Here is a 19,510-nt window from a genome sequence, read left to right as displayed (position 1 = left end):
TTTTGTTGTCCCTCAGGCGCCGGGCGGCCGCATCCGCGGCTTTGGCTTTCCTCGCATAAGCTCGGGCGGCCGGTCGGCCTTGCGAACCCTTCCGGGTTCGGGATCGAGCCTTTCCGGGGCGCGGGCGAAGCGTCCGGGTGGCTGGCCGACATGGCGGCTGAAGGCGGTGCTGAATGTGCTCGCCGAGCCGTAGCCGACGCGGCTTGCCACTTCATCCAGCGCCAGAGTGTCGCCGCGCAGGAGATCCTTCGCGACAGCCATGCGCCACGCGACGAGATATTCCATCGGGCGGAGCCCGACCATGCGGACGAAGCGATCGAAGAACGCCGAGCGCGACATGCCTGCCATTTTTGCCAACGCGTCCACGGTCCATGGCCGTTTCGGATCGCCGTGCATCTGGCGCAACGCCGCCGCGATGCGCGCGTCTGCGAGACCACGCAAAAGGCCCGGCGGCGTATGTTTCTGCGACGACGCGCGCAGGGATTCGACCAGAAGAAGTTCGACAAGATGTGTAAGCACGAATTCGCGGCCCGGCCGCTGAGCGCTCGCTTCCTCGCCGAAAAGCCGCACCAGCGTGGCAAGCCGCTCGTCGCCGTGGATGTGGATCATCGACGGCAGGAGCGACACGATGAGGTCCGCATCCGGAGAATCGAAAAGGAAATAGCCGCCTTGCAGGCGGACGTCGGCGGGGCCGTCTGCACGACCGTGACGGATGTCCTCGCCCGGCGACAGCATCTCGTGCGGGTCGATCCGCCTCGGCGTTGCCGGTTCGAGGCCGGACATGGTGAACGCCGGTGTGGCGGGGAGGAGCACGAAGTCGCCCTGCTCGAGGATGACCGGCGCCTCGCCCGCGACCGCGAGGCGGCAGCGCCCCTCGATCACCGCGCAGAAGCCCGGGTGTCCGAACGCCGTGTAGTTCACAGCCCAGCGCCCTGCGCCGCTGATCCCTTTGGAAAAGACGGCGCGGGGGCGGAGAAGCGCGATCACCTGTGCGAGCGGGTCTGTCATTTCCGGACTATTGCAAATGAATATAAGACTTATGATTGATGATAGTCCATCATGACGGACTTATCCTTCGCCTGTCAATCGCGACCGAAAGAAGGAACACCATGAAAACCATCCTCATCACCGGGTGCTCGTCCGGCTATGGCCTTGAAACAGCGCACCACTTCCTTGCGCAGGGCTGGCACGTGGTGGCGACCATGCGCGTGCCTCGCGCGGATATCTTGCCGCCTTCCGAGCGGCTGCGTGTGTTGTCGCTGGACGTGACGAATGCTGAAAGCATCGCGGCGGCGCTCGATGCCGCGGGGCCGATCGATGTGCTGGTCAACAATGCAGGCATCGGCGTGGTGGGCGCGTTCGAGGCGACCCCGATGCCCCACGTGCGCAAGGTATTCGAGACGAACACCTTCGGCACCATGGCGATGACGCAGGCGGTGATCCCGCAGTTCCGCGCCCGCCGATCGGGCGTGATCGTGAACGTTACATCCAGCGTGACGCTGGCCCCGATGCCGCTGGCGGCGGCCTACACGGCAAGCAAGCAGGCCATCGAAGGCTTTACAGGATCGCTTGCCCACGAACTCGCGCACTTCGGCATCCGCGCCAAGCTGGTGGAACCCGGCTATGCACCGACGACCCGCTTTGCGCACAACAGCGACGTGCGGATCGAAGATCTGATTCCGAAGGCCTACGCGGATTTCGCAGCCCCGATCTTTGCGGCCTTCGCGCAGCCCGCACTGGTGACGAAAGAAACGGACGTCGCCGAAGCCGTGTGGAAGGCGTCGAACGACCTTACCGGTCAGTTGCGGTTTCCCGCGGGGCCGGATGCGGTGGCGCTGGCGCAGGCTGCCTGATGCCGCCGCATTCTAGAGCCTGATCGTTTGAAGTGGAAGCACATAGTGCTTCCACTTCAAACGTGAATCAGTCTCTATTCAATAGCTTAGACAGCGATTCACGTTTCAGGCTGATTAAGCCTGAAACGATCGCGGTCTAAAGCGCGCTGCGTGAAATCCGACGCAGGGCGCGCGCGCTATCTCTTTGTTGACGCATCGTTTCTGGCGGAAAACCGGTTCCCACTTTTCCGCACGATGCTCTAAAAAGACGCCGGCCCTCTCAAAAGGCCGGCGTCAAGGTGTTGCATTGGGGTCAATGCACTGAACCTAAACGCCTATTGGACGAAATGTTTCCGCCGCCTCAGATGGTGAGGCAGAGGTACTTCATCTCGACATACTCATCGATGCCGTAGCGCGAGCCTTCGCGGCCGAGGCCGGACTGCTTGACGCCGCCGAAGGGCGCGACTTCTGTGGAGAGGATGCCCGAGTTGACGCACACCATGCCCGACTCGATCGCCTCCGCCACGCGCCATACGCGCGAGAGGTTGTTCGAATAGAAGTAGGAGGCAAGGCCGAACTCGCTGTCGTTCGCCATCGCGATGGCTTCCTCTTCGGTTTCGAAGCGGATGACCGGGGCAAGCGGCCCGAAGGTTTCCTCGTGCGCGACGAGCATGTCCTGCGTGACGTTCGCGAGCACGGTCGGCTCGAAGAAGGTGCCGCCGAGCGCGTGGCGCTTGCCGCCGGCGAGGATCTTCGCGCCCTTGCCAGTGGCGTCTGCGATGTGCTGCTCGACCTTTTCGACCGCAGCCATGTTGATGAGCGGGCCCTGCTCGGTGCCCGCTTCGAGGCCGCTGCCGACCTTTAGCTTCGCAGCGGCGGCGGCGAGCTTTTCGACGAATTCATCGTAAACGCCGGCCTGCACGTAAAGGCGGTTCGAGCAGACGCAGGTCTGACCCGAATTGCGGTACTTGGAGGCCATGGCGCCCACAACGGCGGCGTCCACGTCCGCATCGTCGAAAACGATGAAGGGGGCGTTTCCGCCGAGTTCGAGGCTGAGCTTCTTGATGGTCTCCGCCGACTGGCGCATCAGGAGGCGGCCGATCTCCGTGGAGCCGGTGAACGACAGCTTGCGGACGATGGGGTTCGACGTGAGCTCTCCGCCGATCGCCGAGGCCTTGCCGGTGAGCACGTTGAAGATGCCCTTGGGAAGCCCGGCCTCCTCGGCCAGCACGGCGAGCGCGATGGCGGAGTAGGGGGTTTCGGCGGCGGGCTTCAGCACGATCGGGCACCCGGCGGCGAGGGCCGGGCCGGCCTTGCGCGTGATCATCGCGTTCGGGAAGTTCCACGGCGTGATCGCGGCGGCGACACCGATCGGCTGCTTCAGCACGACGATGCGCTTGTCCGCCATGTGGCCGGGAATGACATCGCCGTAGAGGCGCTTTCCTTCCTCGGCGTACCATTCGATGAACGAGGCGCCGTAAGCGATCTCCCCGCGCGCTTCGGCGAGGCTCTTGCCCTGCTCGAGCGTGAGGAGGCGGGCGAGTTCCTCCTGGTTGGCCATGATGAGCTCGTACCAGCGGCGAAGGATGCTCGCGCGCTCCTTCGCCGTCTTGACGCGCCACGCGGGCCACGCGCGATTCGCGGCCTCGACGGCGCGCTTCGCTTCGGCCGCACCGCAGTTCGGGACGGTGCCGAGCACCTCGCCGGTGGCCGGATTCGTGACCTTTATCGTCTCGCCGCTGTCGGCCTTCACCCATTCGCCGTCGATGTAGCAGGCTTCGCGAAGCAGCGGCGATCGGGTCATGGAGACTCTCCTTTTACAGGGCTTTCAGTTTCGGCATGGCCGAATCCAGCGAACGGCGGATGATGTCAACCAGATCATCGATCTGCTGGTGCGAAATGATGAGCGGCGGCGACATGACTATGGTGTCGCGGATACCGCGCACCATCAGGCCGTTCTCGATGCAGAAATCGCGCACGACCGGCCCGGCATTGCCCTCCTTGCCGCCGAAACGCGCGGCGGTCTTCTTGTCGGCGACGACCTCGACCGCGCCGAGCAGACCGATCGAGCGCGTCTCGCCGACGAGGGGGTGATCATCGAGGCGCTTCAGCGCCGCGTTCAGATAGGGGCCCACATCGTCGCGGACCTTGCCGACGAGGTTCTCCCGCTCGATGATTTCGATGTTGCGGAGCGCGACGGCGGCGCAGACCGGATGACCGGAATAGGTGAAGCCGTGGACGAAATCGCCGCCGGTCTTGAGGACGTCCACCACATCGGACGACACCGCGACCGCCGAGATGGGGAGGTAGCCGGACGACAGGCCCTTCGCCATCGGGACGAGATCGGGGGTGAAGCCGAGCGTCTGGTGGCCGAACCATTCGCCTGTGCGTCCGAAGCCGCAGATCACCTCGTCCGCCACGAGGAGGATGCCGTATTTGCGGCAGATGCGCTCGACCTCCTGCCAATAGCCTTCGGGCGGGATGATGACGCCGCCCGCGCCCTGCACGGGCTCGCCGATGAAGGCGGCGACATTTTCGGGTCCGACTTCCAGGATGCGGTCCTCGATCGCCTGCGCACAGAGCTTGCCGAATTCGCGCGGTTCCAGGTCGCGGCCCTCGCCGTACCAGTAGGGCTGGCGGACATGCTCGATGCCGGGGATGGGGAGATCGCCCTGTGCGTGCATCGCCTTCATGCCGCCGAGACTGACGCCTGCGACCGTGGAGCCGTGATAGGCGTTCCAGCGGCTGATGAAGACCTTGCGGTTCGGTTCGCCCTTCACCTTCCAGTAGTGGCGCACCATGCGGAACACGGTGTCGTTCGCTTCGGAGCCCGAGGCGTTGAAGAAGACGTGCTGGAGCTTGCCGCCCGTCAGCCCCGCGATCTTCGCTGCGAGTTCGACGGTGGGCGGCGTCACGGTCTTGAAGAAGGTGTTGTAGAAGGGAAGCTCGCGCATCTGTTCCGACGCGACATCGGCGAGTTCTTCCCGGCCGTAGCCGATATTCACGCACCACAGCCCGGCCATGCCGTCCAGAAGCCGCTGGCCTTCGCCATCATGAATGTAGCAGCCCTCGGCGTGCGTCACGACGCGGCTGCCGCCCATCTCCTCGATCAGCTTGTAATCCTGCTGCGCGGGGAGGTGGTGCGCGACGTCGAGGCGGCGCAGCGCGGGAATGTCGTAGTTCTTGCGGACGGCGGTCATGCTGTTCCCCTGAGAGTCTGGCCAAGGAGTTTGAAGAAGGTCTGGCTGTCCGGATTCGATTCCGGGTGCCATTCGGGATGCCACTGGACGGCGACGACGGGCGATTTGCCGATGGTCGCCGAGTAGGCCTCGACGAGTCCGTCCGGTGCGGTCGCTTCGGCGGTGAGGCTGTCCGCCAGGCGGCCGATACCCTGATAGTGAACGGAGTTCACATCGAGCGCCGGCTTTTCATAGGTGCGCGCGAGGATGCCGCCGGGCACGAGATCGACGCGGTGGCGATGATCGAACATGGCATCGAAGGCAACACCGTCCGGCGCGTGGTGGCGGATGAGATCATCGCTCGCCGAGGTATCGCGGCGCAGCGTGCCGCCGAGCGCGACGTTGATCTCCTGGAAGCCGCGGCAGACGCCGAACACGGGGCGGCCGCGCCCGATCATCGCGTCCACCATCGACAGCGCGATCTCGTCGCGGCCGGGATCGAACGGGCCATCGCCGGCGTCCTCCGCATAGCGGCGGCCTTCGACGTTGGACGGGCTGCCGGTGAGCAGCACGCCGTCGAGACGCGGGGCGACCTCGGCGGCGGTCATCAGATCAGGCAGCGACGGGATCAGCAGCGCGGCGACATCTGCATAGCGCATCGCGGCGCGAACATAGCGCTCTATGACGGTCTGCGCGAGCTCGGTGCCGACGGTACGCTGACAGCAGATGATACCAAGAACGGGACGGGCTGTGATCATACCTAGTGCTTTATCATGACATGCCGCGTCGCGAGATAGTGTTCGAGGCTGTAGACGGAAAGATCGGAGCCGTAGCCCGAGGCCTTCACGCCGCCGTGCGGCATTTCGGTGGCGTTCACCGAGTGCGTGTTGATCCACGTGACGCCGTATTGCAGGCGCGACGCGAACGCGGCCGCCTTGCCGACATCGCGAGTCCACACCGAAGAAGCGAGGCCGTATTCGCTGTCGTTCGCCCAATCGAGCGCCTGGCTGTCTTCATCGAATCGCGTGACCGAGACGACCGGGCCGAACACTTCCTTCTGTACGATCTCGTCGCTGTTCTTCGCGCCCGCGATCAGCGTGGGGGCATAGAAGAAGCCGGGTCCGTCCGGTGCCCTGCCGCCGGTGACAACCTCTGCATCCGTGTCGGCGGCGGCGCGGGCGACGAAGCCGTCTACGCGGTCGCGCTGGCGGGCGGTGATGAGCGGGCCGAGCGCGGTGCCGGGCGCGGACGGATCGCCCATCGGGATCGCCTCGACTGCGCTTTGCAGCTCGGCGACGAGGCGATCGTGAATGCTGGCGTGCGCATAGACGCGGCAGGCGGCGGTACAATCCTGCCCGGCGTTATAGTAACCACCTTCCGAAATCGCTTCGACGGCGGCGGCGATGTCCGCATCCGCCAGCACGATGACGGGCGCCTTGCCGCCAAGCTCGAAATGCGTGCGCTTGATGGTCGGCGCCACGGCTTCCATGATCTTGCGGCCCGTGGCGACGTCGCCGGTGAGCGACACCATGCGCACGCGCGGGTGCGCGACGAGACGCGCGCCGACGTTCGGCCCGTTGCCGGTTACGACGTTGACGACGCCCGCAGGCAGGAACTCGGCGCACACTTCGGCGAGACGGAGCGCGGTAAGGGGGGTGTGTTCGGAGGGCTTCAGAACGACCGTGTTGCCCGCAGCAATGGCGGGCGCGATCTTCCATGACGCCATCATCAGCGGATAGTTCCACGGCGCGATGCCGACGACGACGCCGATCGGATCGCGGCGGATCATCGAGGTGTGGCCGGGCTTGTATTCAGCGGCGGCCTGACCGGGGATCGCGCGCGCGGCGCCCGCATAGAAGCGGAACACGTCGATCGTGTTGCCGACATCGACGGCACGCGCCGTGCCGATCGGCTTGCCGCAATTGCGCATTTCAAGCTCGGCGAATTCGTCCGCGAGCGCCTCGATCCGGTCGGCGATGCGGAGCATCCGCAGCGAGCGTTCCTTGGGCGACATCGCCGACCACACCGCAAACCCGCGCTCGGCGGACGCGATGGCGGCATCCACCTGCGCCCGACTGGCGCTCGCCAAACTGGCGATGACTGCCCCGGTGGCGGGATTGAACACCGACTCGGGTGCCTCGTCACCGCTCAGGGCTTTTCCATCGATGAACTGGCCGGTGCGGTCGGTCATGGTCTTTTGAATTCCCACATTGAAGCGAGGGGGCAGGATAGGGATACGGCCACGGCATCGGAAATACGAAAAGGGAAGTGGCAGTTATCGATTTTGTCGATGGCTCATGCAGGCGCGCGCAAAAGGCTGCGGCAACAAAAAAACAGTGCCGAACCTATTTCAGGATGTGGCGAACGTTATGACTGCAGCACCACCGGGCTTGATCCGTGCCATGAGAGCCAGACCTTGTCCTCCCAGGTGAAATCTTCCTGGTCGTAGCGCGAGAGATTCGGGCGGGAGACGCGGATGACGCGGCCGGAATCGAGCTTCACCTCGTAGATCGTGATGTCGCCGAGGTAGGACATGCCGCGGATCTGGCCGTGCGCGATGTTGTCGCCTTCCGGGCATTCGGGGGCCGTGGGCTTGCCCTTCGCCTCCGGGATCATGGCGATCTTTTCTGGGCGGAGCGCGACGTGGACGTTCGCATCGTGGGGGCCGGTGACGCCGTGGTTCAAATAGATGCGGCCGATTTCCGGGCAGTCGACGATCGCCCTGTCGGGCTCGTCCACCGTCAGCCTGCCATCGAACAGGTTCACCGATCCGATGAAGTCCGCGACGAAACGGTTCGCCGGGAATTCATAGAGGTCGGACGGCGTGGAGAGCTGCGCGACGAGACCCTTGTTGATGACGGCGATGCGGCCGGCCATCGAGAGCGCCTCGTCCTGATCGTGCGTCACCGTGACGAAGGTGATGCCGACCTGCTCCTGAAGATCGGCAAGCTCGAACTGCATCGCGGCGCGCAGCTTCGCGTCGAGCGCGGAGAGAGGTTCGTCGAGCAGCAGCACCTTGGGGCGCATGACGAGCGAGCGAGCAAGCGCGACGCGCTGGCGTTGGCCGCCCGAAAGCTGATCCGGGCGGCGGCCGCCGAACCCGTCGAGCTTGACGAGGGCGAGCGCCTCCTCGACGCGGGACTTGATCTCTGACGATGGCACGCGTGCGATGCGCAGGCCATAGCCGACATTCTCCGTCACCGTCATGTGCGGGAACACGGCGTAGGACTGGAACACCATGTTCACCGGGCGCTTGTTTGGCGACACGTGCGCCATGTCCTGCCCGTCGATGACAATGCGGCCTTCGGTCGGCACCTCGAAGCCGGCGATCATGCGCAGCAGCGTGGTCTTGCCGCAGCCCGAGGGGCCAAGCAGCACGAAGAACTCGCCGGGCATGATATCGAGCGAGATGTTGTCCACCGCCGCCACCGCGCCGAAGCGCTTGGTGACGTTCTGGATGCTGATGATGGGCTGTTTTGGTGCGGTCGCCATGGTGATCAGTGGCCTTGCGGGGTTCCGCCCATCCGGCTTTGCACCTTCAGGGCTATGGTCGTGAGAATGACTGTGAGGGCGATGAGCAGCGCCGAGGCGGCATTCACCTCCGGCGTCACCGAGAAGCGAACCATCGAGTAGACCTTCACGGGGAAGGTGATGGTGTTCGGGCCGCTGGTGAAGAAGGTGATCACGAAATCGTCGAGACTGAGCGTGAAGGCGAGCAGCGCGCCGGCAACGAGACCCGGCTTCATGTGCGGCAAGAGCACGTCGCGAAACGCCTGCCATTCGGTGGCGCCGAGGTCTTTCGCGGCTTCCTCTTCCTCGCGGTTGAAGCTGGTGAGGCGCGAGCGCACCACCATGGTCACGAACGGGAAGCAGAAGGTGATGTGCGCGATGATGATGGCGCCGAGGCTGAACGGCCAAGGCAGGTCCGTGGGGAAACCGATCTTCGCGAAGAACACCAGCATGGCGACGCCCATGCAGATTTCCGGCACCACGATGGGCAGCGCCATCGCGCCTTCGGTCGCGGTCTTGCCCGGGAAGCGGAAGCGCCAGAGCATCACGGCGGCGAGCGCGCCGATGACGACGCTGACGATCGTGCTGATCAGCGCGATGGTGAGCGAGTTGCCCATCGCGATCATCAGCGATTCGTTGTTGAGCGCCTTCTCGTAGTAGTCGAACGTGAAACCCCGCCAGACCACGTTGCCGCGCCGGCTGTCGTTGAAGCTGAACGCGATCAGCGTGAGGAGCGGCGCGTAGAGGAAAAAGAGCACGAGGCCGACCCACGCGCGCATCCAAAGGCGCTTCGTGTACTCAAGCGGGGCGAGCGGGACGCGAGGTTTGAAAAGGCTCATTGGCGGCGCTCCGCCTGTCGCGATTTCATGGCCTGGAACGCGATGGCGATGAAGGTTGCGTACATCAGAAGGAAGGAGAGGGCAGCGCCGAACGGCCAGTCGTTGGCCCGCTTGAACTGCCGCTCGATGACGTTGGCGATCATCTGGCTGTCGGTGCCGCCGAGGAGGTCCGGCGTCAGATACGCGCCGAGTGCGGGCACGAACGTGATGATGATGCCCGAGATGATGCCCGGCGCGGCGAGCGGCGCGACGATGCTGAGCAGCGTGCGGACGTGCCCGGCGCCAAGGTCGAGGCTCGCTTCGATGAGTGATTTGTCGAGCCGGTCGAGCGCTGCGTAGAGCGGCAGCACCATGAAGGGCAGGTGGACGTAGACGAGCCCGAGCACGACCGCGAAATTGTTGTAGAGGAGCGGCAGCGGCGTGAAATCCCCCAGAGGCTGCAGCCCCGCGAAGGTCATCAGCCCGCTCCATTTGTCCCACATCCAGCCGATCGTCTGGTTCGCGAAGCCTTCGGTGCGCAGCACCGCCATCAGTGCGTAGGTACGGATGAGGAGGTTCGTCCAGAAGGGCAGCATGATGCCGAGCAGAAGCCAGGGGCGCCATTTTGGCGTCGCGAAGACGATCGCGAGCGCGACCGGGAAGCCGACGACGAGGCAGATCACGGTGGTAAGGCCGGCGATCCATACCGATTTCAGGAAAATGCCGAGATAGAGGGGCTCAAGCGCCCGCGCATAGTTCGCGAACGTACCGCTGATATCGATTTCGGTGAGGCCGACGTTGGTGCCGAAACTGTAGAGCCAGACGAGGCCGAGGGGGACGATGAAGAACAGGACCAACCAGAGGGTGGGCGCGCTCGCGATGCTCGCGAACAGCGCCCGGTTCAGCTTCCAGTCCTGCATCTCGCGCCCCCCTCGCGCTACTGTTCGCTAGGCCGCGCGCACGCGGGTGAAAGCTTCCTCGAAGATCGGCTGCATCTTGCCGTCGTACGCGGCGTACTCGCACTTCGCGAGCTGCTCGGCGGTCGGGAAGATCACCTTGTTATCGCGGTAGTCCGCGGGCATCAGGGCCTTCGCGGCATCGTTCGGCGTCGGGAAGAGGATGTATTCCGCGATCTTCTTTCCGGCTTCCGCATCGAGCAGATAGTTTATGAAGGCGTGCGCGTTCTCCGGATGCGGTGCGCCCTTGGGGATCGCCAGCGTATCGGAGTTGAGCTGGCTGCCTTCCTTGGGCAGCACGAAGTCGATATCGTCGTCCTCGGCCATGATCTGCGCGATGTCGCCGTTGTATTCGAGCACGAGATCGACTTCACCCGACAGCAGCAGATCCTGCCCGTTGTCTTCGTGGAAGGCCTTGATGAAGGGCTTCTGCTTGATGAGCATCGCCTCGATCCGCTTCACGAGTTCAGGCGTGACACCATTCACCGAATGGCCGAGATATTTGGCGCCGAGGCGGAACATGTCGCCGGCTTCCGACAGCACCGAGATGCGGCCCTTGTACTTGTCCGAATCGAACAGCCACTTCCAGCTGTCCGGCACACCGTCCACCTTCGATTTGCGGTAGCCGATGCCGAGCGTGAGCCACGTGTAGGGCATCGAGAACTTGCGGCCCGGATCGTAGGCCACATCCTTGAACGCAGCGCCGACGTTGGCGAAGTTCGGGATCTTGGAATGATCAAGCTGCTCCAGCATGTCCGCCTGGACCATGCGCTCGACGAAGTCGTTCGAGGGGACGATCACATCGAAGCCGGGGTTACCCGCGCGCAGCTTCGCGAAGAGTTCGTCGTTGGTGGCGAAGAGGCTCATGTTGACCTCGATGCCCGACGTGTCCTTGAAATCGTCGAGCGTGGTTTCGCCGATGTAGGTGTCCCAGTTGTAGAAGTTGAGCTTGGGTTCCTCGCCGGTGGAGGCCTTGCCGGCTTCCTTCTTCTCGCAGCCCGCGAGCGCGCCGGTGAAGGTGATGCCGATGGCGGCGGCGCCAAGCCCCTGCAGGAGCGAGCGGCGGCCGATGCGTTTACGGATGCTGTCGAAGCTGTTCATGGTCCCTGTCTCCCGTTCGTCGCCCGCCAGCGATCATCCCCGGACTTCAACGCTCTGACGGCGCTTGATGGATGCTAACGCAGCCGTGGACAGCCGCAAGCCCCTCAGTCTCCCGAGGCTTATCAAAACGCTCTACCGCCACACGCGCAAATGCATTATTCAATCCGTGAGGTATCGAAAAATCCGATGGCAGAGATGAACATCACGTTCCGGCAAATCCGCTATTTCATAGCCGTCGCGGAGGCGCGCTCGGTGTCTGGCGGGTCGAGTTCCGTCGGTATTTCGCAGTCTGCGGTGACCGATGCGATCCGCACGCTGGAGGCGGAAACCGGCGTCATGCTGTTCCACCGCCACGCCAAGGGCGTGACGCTGACGCGCGAGGGGCACCAGTTTCTGCGCCATGCCCGATCGATCATCGATGCGATCGCCGACATGCAGGGCGGGGTAGGGCGCGAGCAGGACCTGACGGCGGGCAGCGTGCGCGTGGGCGTCACGCCCGTTGTCACGGGCTATTTCCTTTCGGACCTGCTCTCACGCTTCAGGCGCATGTTTCCGCGCATCGAGGTGCAACTTGTCGAAGAGCGCCGCGACTACATCGAGCACCTGCTCATCAACGGCGAACTCGACCTTGCCGTGCTGATGGTGAGCAATCTCGAGGAGCGTAGCGCGATCGACCACGAGGTGCTGCTCCGCTCCGAATGCCGCGCGTGGGTCGCGCCCTCGCACCCGCTGTCGGACGTGGATGGCCTCAGCCTTGCCGATCTTGAGAACGAGCCCGTGATCGCGCTGACGCTCGACGAGCTCGAAGGGCTGATCGACGGTATCTGGTCCAAGTTCGACCACCCGCCGCGCGTCGCCTATCGCACCTCCTCAATGGAAGGCGTGCGCAGCCTCGTCGGCACGGGGGCGGGGATCACGCTGCTGCCCGATCTCGTCTACCGGCCGTGGAGCCTCGAAGGCGACCGCATCATTGCCAAGCGCACGCGCGAGAGCCTGCCGACCGTGGACATCGGCATTGCCTGGCGCCGCCTGACACGGCACAGCGAGGCCGCGACGCTGTTCATGGAGACGGTGCACGAGCACCGGCGGTAGAACTCAGGATGGCCGTTTCGCGATCCAGATGATGTGGCGGGCGCCGCGGCGCTCTCCGTTGGTGCGGACGACGGTTTCTTCGACCTCGAAATTCGCCTTGATGAGCCGGTTCTTGAATGCGTGGTCCGGCGCGGCGGACCAGACGGCGAGTACGCCGCCGGGGCGGAGCGCCTCGCGGGCGGCGATCAGGCCCTTTCGGCTGTAGAGCCGGTCATTGTCCGGGTGGGTGAGGCCGTCCGGGCCGTTGTCGACGTCGAGCAGGATCGCATCGTAGTGCGATCGTACGTCGCCGATCAGGTCTGCGACATCATCCACGGCCACTGTGGCGCGGGGATCGTCGAGGCAGCCGTCGAAGATATGCGCCATTGGCCCGCGTGCCCACGCCACGACCGACGGGACGAGTTCGGCGACGGTGACCGACGCGTCTGCCGGAAGCCTGGCGAGCGCGGCCCTGAGCGTGAAGCCCATGCCGAGGCCGCCGATCAACATCCGTGGCTGAGGCCGGGGCAGGATCTTGCCGCACGACAAGCCCGCCAGCGCTTCTTCCGAGCCTTTGAGGCGGCTGTTCATCAGCTCGTTCGCGCCGAGCATGATGGAGAACTCGGTGCCGCGCTGGATGAGGCGAAGCTCGCCACCGCCGGGTATCTTCGCGGTATCGATCAGAACGCGCGGGAGCATGGCGGCCTCGTCAAATTTGGCGCGGGCGCGCGCAGGATCATCAACGCTTTACGCGTTTTTTCCGGGCGGCGTAGCGGGCATCGCGTGCGGCCTTCTTATCGGCCTCGCTGAGGGCGGGCGGTTCTTCGGCGGCGACGGCGGTTGCCGCTTCGAGCCTCCGCGCTTCCCGCTCGGCCCTGGCGGCTGCATCCGCGGCGCGGCGCGCGGCGCGCTCTTCCGCCTCGGCGGCTTCGCGGGCAAGGCGCGCGGCCTTGCGCTCTGCGAGCGTGGCCTCGTCGACCTGAGGCTTCGCCTTCAACTTTTCGAGGGCTTTTTGCTTCGCCTGTTTGGCGAGGGCGGCACGATCCTGAAAACTGGGAACCTTGAACGACGTCATATTCGGTGAAGCTCTATCCACTGGTGAGTTGAACGATCGGGCGGGCATCCGCTGGGGACACCCGCCCGGATACGCGTCAAGCGACCTGGAGGTTGACCGCCGAGGTCTTGCCGCGCTGATCGGTTTCCAGCTCGTAGGAAACGCGCTGGTCCTTGTCCAGCGTGCGGAGACCGGCCTTTTCGACCGCCGAGATATGGACAAAGGCGTCGTTTCCGCCCGTTTCCGGCGCGATGAAGCCGTAGCCCTTGTCTGCATTGAAGAATTTTACGGTTCCGGTGATCATAATGGGTATCCTTTGGCCCAATGTGTGACGGGAACGCATCAACAGCGATGCTTCCCGGCTTCTGTAAGGCTAGGCAGGGACAAAAGAGACCGAATTTCGGCCCGATATCCGTCGCTCGCGACGTCAGCGGACGAAGCTATAACCCAAAATCTCGGCAAGCGCAAAACGTGCGCCGCCTCAGGCGTTGCGCAAGTACCAGTCGTAATCGAGTTCGGTGACCTCGCCGTAGAAGCGCGCCATCTCGGTGCGCTTCACGATGGTGTAGTTCTTGACGAACCGCGCGCCGAGATAGTCGTTCATCAGCGGCGAGGCTTCGAAGGCGTCGTTGGCGGCGAACCAGTTGTTGGGGAGCTTCACGCCTGCGCTCGCCTCGTCCTCGTAGCCGTTGCCAACGACGGCGGGGCCGGGATCGATGCGGTTCGCGATGCCGTGGTGCATCGCGGCGAGCACGGCGGCGACGGCGAGATAGGGGTTCGCGTCCGCGCCGCAGACGCGGTGCTCGACGTGGCGCGAGGCGGGGGAACCGGCCGGGATGCGTAGCGAAACCGTGCGGTTGTTGACGCCCCATGTCGGCGCGACGGGGGCGTAGCTGTTCGCTTTGAAGCGGCGGTAGCTGTTCGCGTTTGGCGCGAAGATCGCCATCGATTCGCCGAGCGCGGCCTTCATGCCGCCGATGGCGTGGCGCAGGATCGGCGCGCCTTCGGGGTCTTCGCTGGCGAAAGCGTTGCTCCCGCTTTCGTCGGCCATCGAGATGTGGAGGTGCATCCCGTTGCCGGCCTCGTGCGCGAATGGCTTCGCCATGAACGTCGCTTCGAGGCCGTGCTTCACCGCCACGCCCTTCACCAGCCGCTTGTACATGACGGCATCGTCGGTAGCGCGGAGCGCGTCCGGCTTGTGGCGCAGCGTGAGTTCAAACTGGCCGGGGGCGTATTCGGCAATGGCCGATTCGAGCGGAATGTTCTGCGCGTCGCACGCGGCATAGAGATCGTCGAAGAACGGCTTGAAGTCTTCGAGCTCGCGCAGGCCATAGACCTGATTGTCGCCTGAGCGGTGCGGCGTGAGCAGGCCCTTTGCGGGAGCGGGCTTGCCGCCGGAAATGTCGAGCAGGAAGAACTCGAGCTCCACCGCGACGACGGGCGTCAGCCCGTCCGCCGCCAGCCGATCGATGACGCTGCCGAGGACGTGGCGCGGATCGAGGTCGTTGGGCGTGCCGTCGAGTTCGTAGAAGCTGGTAAGGAACTGACCGGCGTTCTCGCCGAGCCATGGCGCGCGGACGAGCGTGCCGGGGATGGGCTTCACATAGCGGTCGGCGTCGCCGTCTTCCCAGACGAGTCCGGTTTCCTCGGTATCGCGCCCGGTGATGTCGACGACGACGGCCGAGCCGGGCAGGAAGCGGCCGGATTCATAGACGGCGATCACCTCGTGGCGGCGCAGACGCTTGCCGCGCGGGACGCCGCACATGTTGGTGAAGATGATGTCGACAGCGTCGATATCGGGGTTCGCCGCGAAGAAGGCGTGAGCTTCCGAAACGTCGGCGATCTTGTTCGATGAGAGGGGCGGCTTGGTCATGCGTTTATTCCATAAGGCTTGAAAGGCATTCGCCCAAGACATTGCCGAGGCGGGCGACCTGATCTTCGGTCGTCGCCGGGCAAACGAGCGTCATGTTGTGGAAGGGCGCGATTAGCACGCCCCGGTTGATGAGGTAGAGGTGGATCGCGCGTTCGAGATCGCCCTGCATGGCGGCGCGCGCCTCTGTGCCGTTTCGTGGCGGCGTGCCGGCGCAGATGAACTCGCCGCGCGCGCCGACATGCGTGACGTGCCAGTCGAGGCCGTGTGCGGCGATGGTAGCGCGCAGCGTTTCGGCGAGGCGGTCCGCGAGTGGCAGCATGTGCGCGTAAGCTTCGGGTGTCATCACCTCGGCAAGCGCGGCGCGCATCGCTGCGAGCGCGAGTGCGTTGGCGCTGAGCGTGGTGCCGATGCCGGAGTGCCCGCTTTCGTTTGCGGCGCGCACGCGCTCCATGCGTTCGGCGACCTCGGCGGAAAAGCCGTAGACTGCGCAGGGCACGCCGCCGGCAACGGGTTTTCCGAGCACGAACAGGTCGGGCAGGGGGCCGTGCGTTCCCGTCCAGCCGCCGGGACGTGTGGAGATCGTGTGGGTCTCGTCGAAAACGAGCAGCGTGCCGTGGCGGCGGGTTAGGTCGCGGAGCGCCTCGAGGTAGCCGGGATCGGGCAGCACCATGCCGACGTTGGTGAGCGCGGGTTCGGTAAGCACGCACGCGACATTGCCCGGTGCCAGCGCCGCTTCGAGCGCGGAGAGATCGTTGAACTCGATGACGCGCGTGTGTTCGCGCATGTCGTAAACCTGCCCGACGAGGCTGCGGCGAAGTTCGGGCACGCCGTCTCTGAGATCGACGAACACATCGTCGACCGCGCCATGGTAGCAGCCGTTGAAGACGATGATCTTGTCGCGCCCCGTGATGCCCCGGCACCAGCGGATGACGGCGCGATTCGCTTCGCTCGCGGTGGACGTGATCTGCCAGAACGGGAGGCCGAAGCGCTCTGCGAGCAGGTCGCCGACCGCGACAGCGTCTTCTGTCGGCAGCATGAAGGTGAGGCCCTGCGCGCCCTGCCGTGCGATTGCACGGGACACGGGTACTGGGGAGTGGCCGAACATCGAGCCGGTGTCGCCAAGGCAGAAATCGTCGTAGACGTGGCCATCGGCGTCCCACAGGCGCGAACCCTCCGCCCGCGCGGCGAAGAGCGGGAAGGGCGTGCCCCAATCGAGCATCCAGTGGAACGGCACACCGCGATGCCAGTGCCGCGCGGCATCCTTCGCGAGCGCGGCGGAGCGCGGGTTCGCGGCGGTGAAACGCGCGGTCTCGTCCGCGATCATGCGGGCGATGGCGGCGGGCGCGATCACAGCCGGTCCCTCAGCGCATACCAGAGCATTCCGGCGACATAGAGCGGGTGGCGCAGCAGCGGCCCGCCCGGGAAGGGCTTCACGGGAAGCGATGCGAACAGGTCGAAACGCTCGGCGGTGCCGCGCATCGCCTCGGTGATGAGTTCGCCCGCGAGGGTGGTGAGCAGCACGCCGTGGCCCGAATAGCCGTGCGCGTAGAAGATGTTGCCCTTGCGGCCGAAGTGCGGAAGCCGGTTCATGGTGACGCCGACGAGGCCGCCCCATGCATAGTCGATGCCGATGCCTTTGACGCTTGGGAACGCGGCCTCCATGTAGGGCCGCACGAACCCGGCGACGTCGCGCGGCGGGCGCGGCGTGTATTTTTCGCCCCCGCCGAAGATCAGGCGGTTGTCGGCGGAGAGGCGGTAGTAGTTGAGGACGAAGCGGCTTTCGGAGATTGCCGCGCCTGACGGGATGAGCGCGCGGGCGCGGTCCTCGCCGAGCGGTTCCGTCGCGATATTGTAGTTCGCGACCGGCATCGTGTAGCGGCCGAGGTCGGCGTCGACCTCGCCCATGAAGGCATCGCAGGCGAGGACTACGTAGCGCGCGGAAACGCTGCCGTGCGCGGTTTTGACGGTGGGGCGATCACCGCCTGTGACATGGGTGACGGGCGAGCCTTCATAGAGCTGGACGCCCGCCGCGCGCGCAGCTTCGGCGAGGCCGAGGGCATAGTTCAGCGGATGCAGGTGGCCACCCGCCGAATCGTAAATGCCGCCGTGATAGCCCTTCGCCGAGACGATCCCGGCGGTCTGCTCGGGAAGCACGAGCTGCGCGGCGTCGTAGCCCATCACATAGTCGAGGCACTCAAGCTCGCGCTCCATGGCGGTGAGGTCAGCGGGTTTGCAGGCGGCGGTGAAATGGCCGTGGCGGAGATCGCAGGCGATACCGTGCCGGGCGATGCGATCGTGAACGCGCGCGCGCGCCGTATTGCCCACGGCGAAAAGCCGCTGGGCGGTTTCCTGGCCGAAGCGTTCCACGAGATCGGTGGCGGACCAGCGCAGGCCGGGGATCATCTGGCCGCCGTTGCGACCCGAAGCGCCCCAACCGATACGGTGCGCCTCGACGAGGGTGACCGCGTAGCCGGCTTCGGCGGCGGAGAGGGCTGCGGAGAGGCCTGTGTAGCCGCCGCCGACGACGCAGACGTCTGCGGCCGTGCTGCCGGCAAGCTGCGGCTGGGCCGGGAAGGCGTTTGCGGTCGCGGCGTAGTACGACGGCGCGTGCGGTTCTGCCAAGATCAGACCCTCAGCAGGAGGTGTTCGCGCTCCCAGGAACTGATCACCGACTGATACGCGTACAGCTCCGATTCCTTGATCGCGTAGAACACGTCGAAGAAATCCTCGCCGAGATGGTTACGCACGGCCTTGCAGTGGCTGAAGCGATCAAGCGCGCTTTCGAGCGTGCGCGGAAGGGTGCGCGCGCGGTTGTAGGCGCTGCCCTGCATGATCTTCGGCGGCTGCATACGCTCGGTCATGCCGACATAGCCGCAGATGAGCGATGCCGCGATCGCGAGATAGGGGTTCGAATCCGCGCCGGGGAGGCGGTTTTCGATGCGGCGGTTCTTCGCGTCCGAAACCGGGATGCGCAGGCCGCAGGAACGGTTGTCGCTGCCCCACTGCACGTTGATCGGCGCATCGCTATCCGGCCGCATCCGGCGGAACGAGTTGACGTTCGGCGCGAACATCGGCGTGATCTGCGGCAGCAGGCGGACGAGGCCGGCAATGTAGCTGCGGAAGAGCGCGCTGTCGCGGCCCTGCGGCGTGGTGAACAGGTTGCGGCCCGTATCGCTATCGAGCAGCGACTGGTGGATGTGCATCGAGCTGCCGGGCTGGTCCGACATCGGCTTGGCGAGGAAGGTGGCGTAGACGCCGTGCTCCAGCGCGACGTGCCGGACGATGCGCTTGAAGAGCAGCACCTGATCGGCGAGCGCTAGCGGATCGCCGTGGACGAAGTTGATCTCGAGCTGGGCGGCGCCGGACTCGTGGATCATCGTATCGATGTTGAGCTCGGCCTTCTCGCAGAAGTCGTAGATGTGCTCGATGATGTCCTCGAACTCGCCGAGCGCTTCGAGGCCGTAGGGCTGGCTCGCGGTTTCCGAACGGCCCGAGCGGCCGGCGGGCGGCGTCAGCGGGAAGTCGGAATCGAGGTTCTTCGAGACGAGATAGAATTCCAGCTCCGGCGCGATCACCGGCTTCCAGCCGCGCCGCTCATAGAGATGCAGAACCTTCTTCAGGATCATGCGCGGCGCGATGGCGAGGGGCTTTCCCTCCCGCGTGTACGCATCCGCGATCACATAAGCGGTCGGGGTCTTGAAGCCGGGGGCTTCGCGGATCGTCGATGGATCGGGGACCATCACCATATCCGGGTCGTAGTCCGGTATGATGGAATTGATGGTGTCCGGGTATTCGCCCGTGACGGTCACAGTGTAGACGCTGCCCGGAATGCGGAGCGTCTGGTCCGTAAGCGACTTCAGGAACTTGCCCGCGGGCAGAACCTTGCCGCGCTGAATGCCGTTCATGTCGGGGACGATGCACTCGACCTCGCTGATACCGCGTTCGTTGATCCAGTTGGTAATTTCGGCTGACATGATCGGATAAACCCCCGTCTGGCCTCCATACTGCGCGGGCATTAGGCGCTTGGCCAGAGGGATTTGCTGGAGCAGGGGGTATCGGTTTTTCCGATAGGCAATACGCCCTCGACTGGCGGCTTGACCGGAAACGCGCGGCTCA

General features: G+C 65.0%; 17 protein-coding genes and 1 pseudogene. 2 read left to right on the top strand and 16 right to left on the bottom strand.

All coding sequences use genetic code 11. The features are described 5' to 3' along the window. Nucleotides 1-12: 12 nt before the first annotated feature. Complete coding sequence (locus tag ACFQ00_RS19840; RefSeq protein WP_381495160.1) at nt 13-1,008, bottom strand: AraC family transcriptional regulator; 996 nt, start codon at nt 1,006-1,008, stop codon at nt 13-15. Nucleotides 1,009-1,109: 101 nt separating this feature from the next. Here ACFQ00_RS19840 and ACFQ00_RS19835 point away from each other — a divergent pair, with 101 nt between their 5' ends. Further along, nucleotides 1,110-1,853, top strand: coding sequence for an SDR family oxidoreductase (locus ACFQ00_RS19835; protein WP_381495157.1), 744 nt, complete (start codon nt 1,110-1,112; stop codon nt 1,851-1,853). A 340-nt stretch (nt 1,854-2,193) separates the two neighbouring features. Here the strand turns inward: ACFQ00_RS19835 and ACFQ00_RS19830 are convergent, their stop codons facing one another. The 8 genes from ACFQ00_RS19830 to ACFQ00_RS19795 form a co-directional block, all read right to left on the bottom strand. Continuing rightward, nucleotides 2,194-3,636, bottom strand: coding sequence for an NAD-dependent succinate-semialdehyde dehydrogenase (locus ACFQ00_RS19830; protein ID WP_381495154.1), 1,443 nt, complete (start codon nt 3,634-3,636; stop codon nt 2,194-2,196). A gap of 13 nt (nt 3,637-3,649) precedes the next feature. Then, complete coding sequence (locus tag ACFQ00_RS19825) at nt 3,650-5,032, bottom strand: aspartate aminotransferase family protein (RefSeq protein WP_381495150.1); 1,383 nt, start codon at nt 5,030-5,032, stop codon at nt 3,650-3,652. Continuing rightward, a complete protein-coding gene (locus tag ACFQ00_RS19820) occupies nt 5,029-5,769 on the bottom strand; it encodes a gamma-glutamyl-gamma-aminobutyrate hydrolase family protein (RefSeq protein ID WP_381495147.1) in 741 nt (246 codons plus the stop codon). The genes ACFQ00_RS19825 and ACFQ00_RS19820 overlap by 4 nt, the downstream gene beginning before the upstream one ends. 2 nt (nt 5,770-5,771) lie before the next feature. Further along, the gene (locus tag ACFQ00_RS19815) at nt 5,772-7,202 is read right to left on the bottom strand and encodes a gamma-aminobutyraldehyde dehydrogenase (protein WP_381495144.1); all 1,431 of its coding nucleotides are present in this window, start codon (nt 7,200-7,202) and stop codon (nt 5,772-5,774) included. A 176-nt stretch (nt 7,203-7,378) separates the two neighbouring features. Further along, nucleotides 7,379-8,503, bottom strand: coding sequence for an ABC transporter ATP-binding protein (locus tag ACFQ00_RS19810; RefSeq protein ID WP_381495141.1), 1,125 nt, complete (start codon nt 8,501-8,503; stop codon nt 7,379-7,381). A gap of 5 nt (nt 8,504-8,508) precedes the next feature. Further along, entirely contained in the window at nt 8,509-9,360 is an 852-nt protein-coding gene (locus tag ACFQ00_RS19805; protein ID WP_381495138.1) for an ABC transporter permease, read from the bottom strand. After that, complete coding sequence (locus tag ACFQ00_RS19800) at nt 9,357-10,259, bottom strand: ABC transporter permease (RefSeq protein ID WP_381495135.1); 903 nt, start codon at nt 10,257-10,259, stop codon at nt 9,357-9,359. Before ACFQ00_RS19800 ends, ACFQ00_RS19805 begins: the two co-directional genes overlap by 4 nt. Before the next feature lie 27 nt (nt 10,260-10,286). Continuing rightward, entirely contained in the window at nt 10,287-11,396 is a 1,110-nt protein-coding gene (locus tag ACFQ00_RS19795; protein WP_381495131.1) for an ABC transporter substrate-binding protein, read from the bottom strand. 186 nt (nt 11,397-11,582) lie between these two features. On the opposite strand from ACFQ00_RS19795, the gene ACFQ00_RS19790 reads away from it, so the two are divergent. Further along, nucleotides 11,583-12,488, top strand: coding sequence for a LysR substrate-binding domain-containing protein (locus ACFQ00_RS19790; RefSeq protein WP_381495127.1), 906 nt, complete (start codon nt 11,583-11,585; stop codon nt 12,486-12,488). A gap of 3 nt (nt 12,489-12,491) precedes the next feature. Here ACFQ00_RS19790 and ACFQ00_RS19785 read toward each other — a convergent pair whose 3' ends face one another. From ACFQ00_RS19785 to ACFQ00_RS19755, 7 genes and pseudogenes are all read right to left on the bottom strand, one after another. Beyond that, nucleotides 12,492-13,166 (bottom strand): spermidine synthase, encoded by a 675-nt coding sequence (locus tag ACFQ00_RS19785; RefSeq protein ID WP_381495124.1) that lies wholly within the window; start codon nt 13,164-13,166, stop codon nt 12,492-12,494. 40 nt (nt 13,167-13,206) lie between these two features. Then, nucleotides 13,207-13,542 (bottom strand): DUF6481 family protein, encoded by a 336-nt coding sequence (locus ACFQ00_RS19780; RefSeq protein WP_381495121.1) that lies wholly within the window; start codon nt 13,540-13,542, stop codon nt 13,207-13,209. 76 nt (nt 13,543-13,618) lie between these two features. Then, on the bottom strand, nt 13,619-13,825 hold the full coding sequence (locus ACFQ00_RS19775; protein WP_121053057.1) for a cold-shock protein: 207 nt from the start codon (nt 13,823-13,825) through the stop codon (nt 13,619-13,621). 177 nt (nt 13,826-14,002) lie between these two features. Beyond that, nucleotides 14,003-15,394 carry a glutamine synthetase family protein gene (locus ACFQ00_RS19770; RefSeq protein WP_381495112.1) on the bottom strand — a complete coding sequence of 464 codons (1,392 nt, stop codon included), beginning with the start codon at nt 15,392-15,394 and terminating at the stop codon, nt 14,003-14,005. Between the two features lie 4 nt (nt 15,395-15,398). Next, nucleotides 15,399-16,745, bottom strand: a complete 1,347-nt coding sequence (locus ACFQ00_RS19765) for an aspartate aminotransferase family protein (RefSeq protein WP_381495109.1) — start codon at nt 16,743-16,745, stop codon at nt 15,399-15,401. Between the two features lie 143 nt (nt 16,746-16,888). Continuing rightward, nucleotides 16,889-18,016, bottom strand: a pseudogene (locus ACFQ00_RS19760) (NAD(P)/FAD-dependent oxidoreductase); the annotation flags it as partial. Nucleotides 18,017-18,018: 2 nt separating this feature from the next. Beyond that, entirely contained in the window at nt 18,019-19,368 is a 1,350-nt protein-coding gene (locus ACFQ00_RS19755) for a glutamine synthetase family protein (RefSeq protein ID WP_381495106.1), read from the bottom strand. Nucleotides 19,369-19,510: the final 142 nt, after the last annotated feature.

The sequence above is a fragment of the Sphingosinicella xenopeptidilytica genome (assembly GCF_042676985.1).
GTDB classification, from domain to species: domain Bacteria; phylum Pseudomonadota; class Alphaproteobacteria; order Sphingomonadales; family Sphingomonadaceae; genus Sphingosinicella; species Sphingosinicella xenopeptidilytica.
The sequence above is the reverse complement of the archived record's forward strand: the minus strand, read 5'-3'. Positions and strand labels throughout refer to the sequence as shown.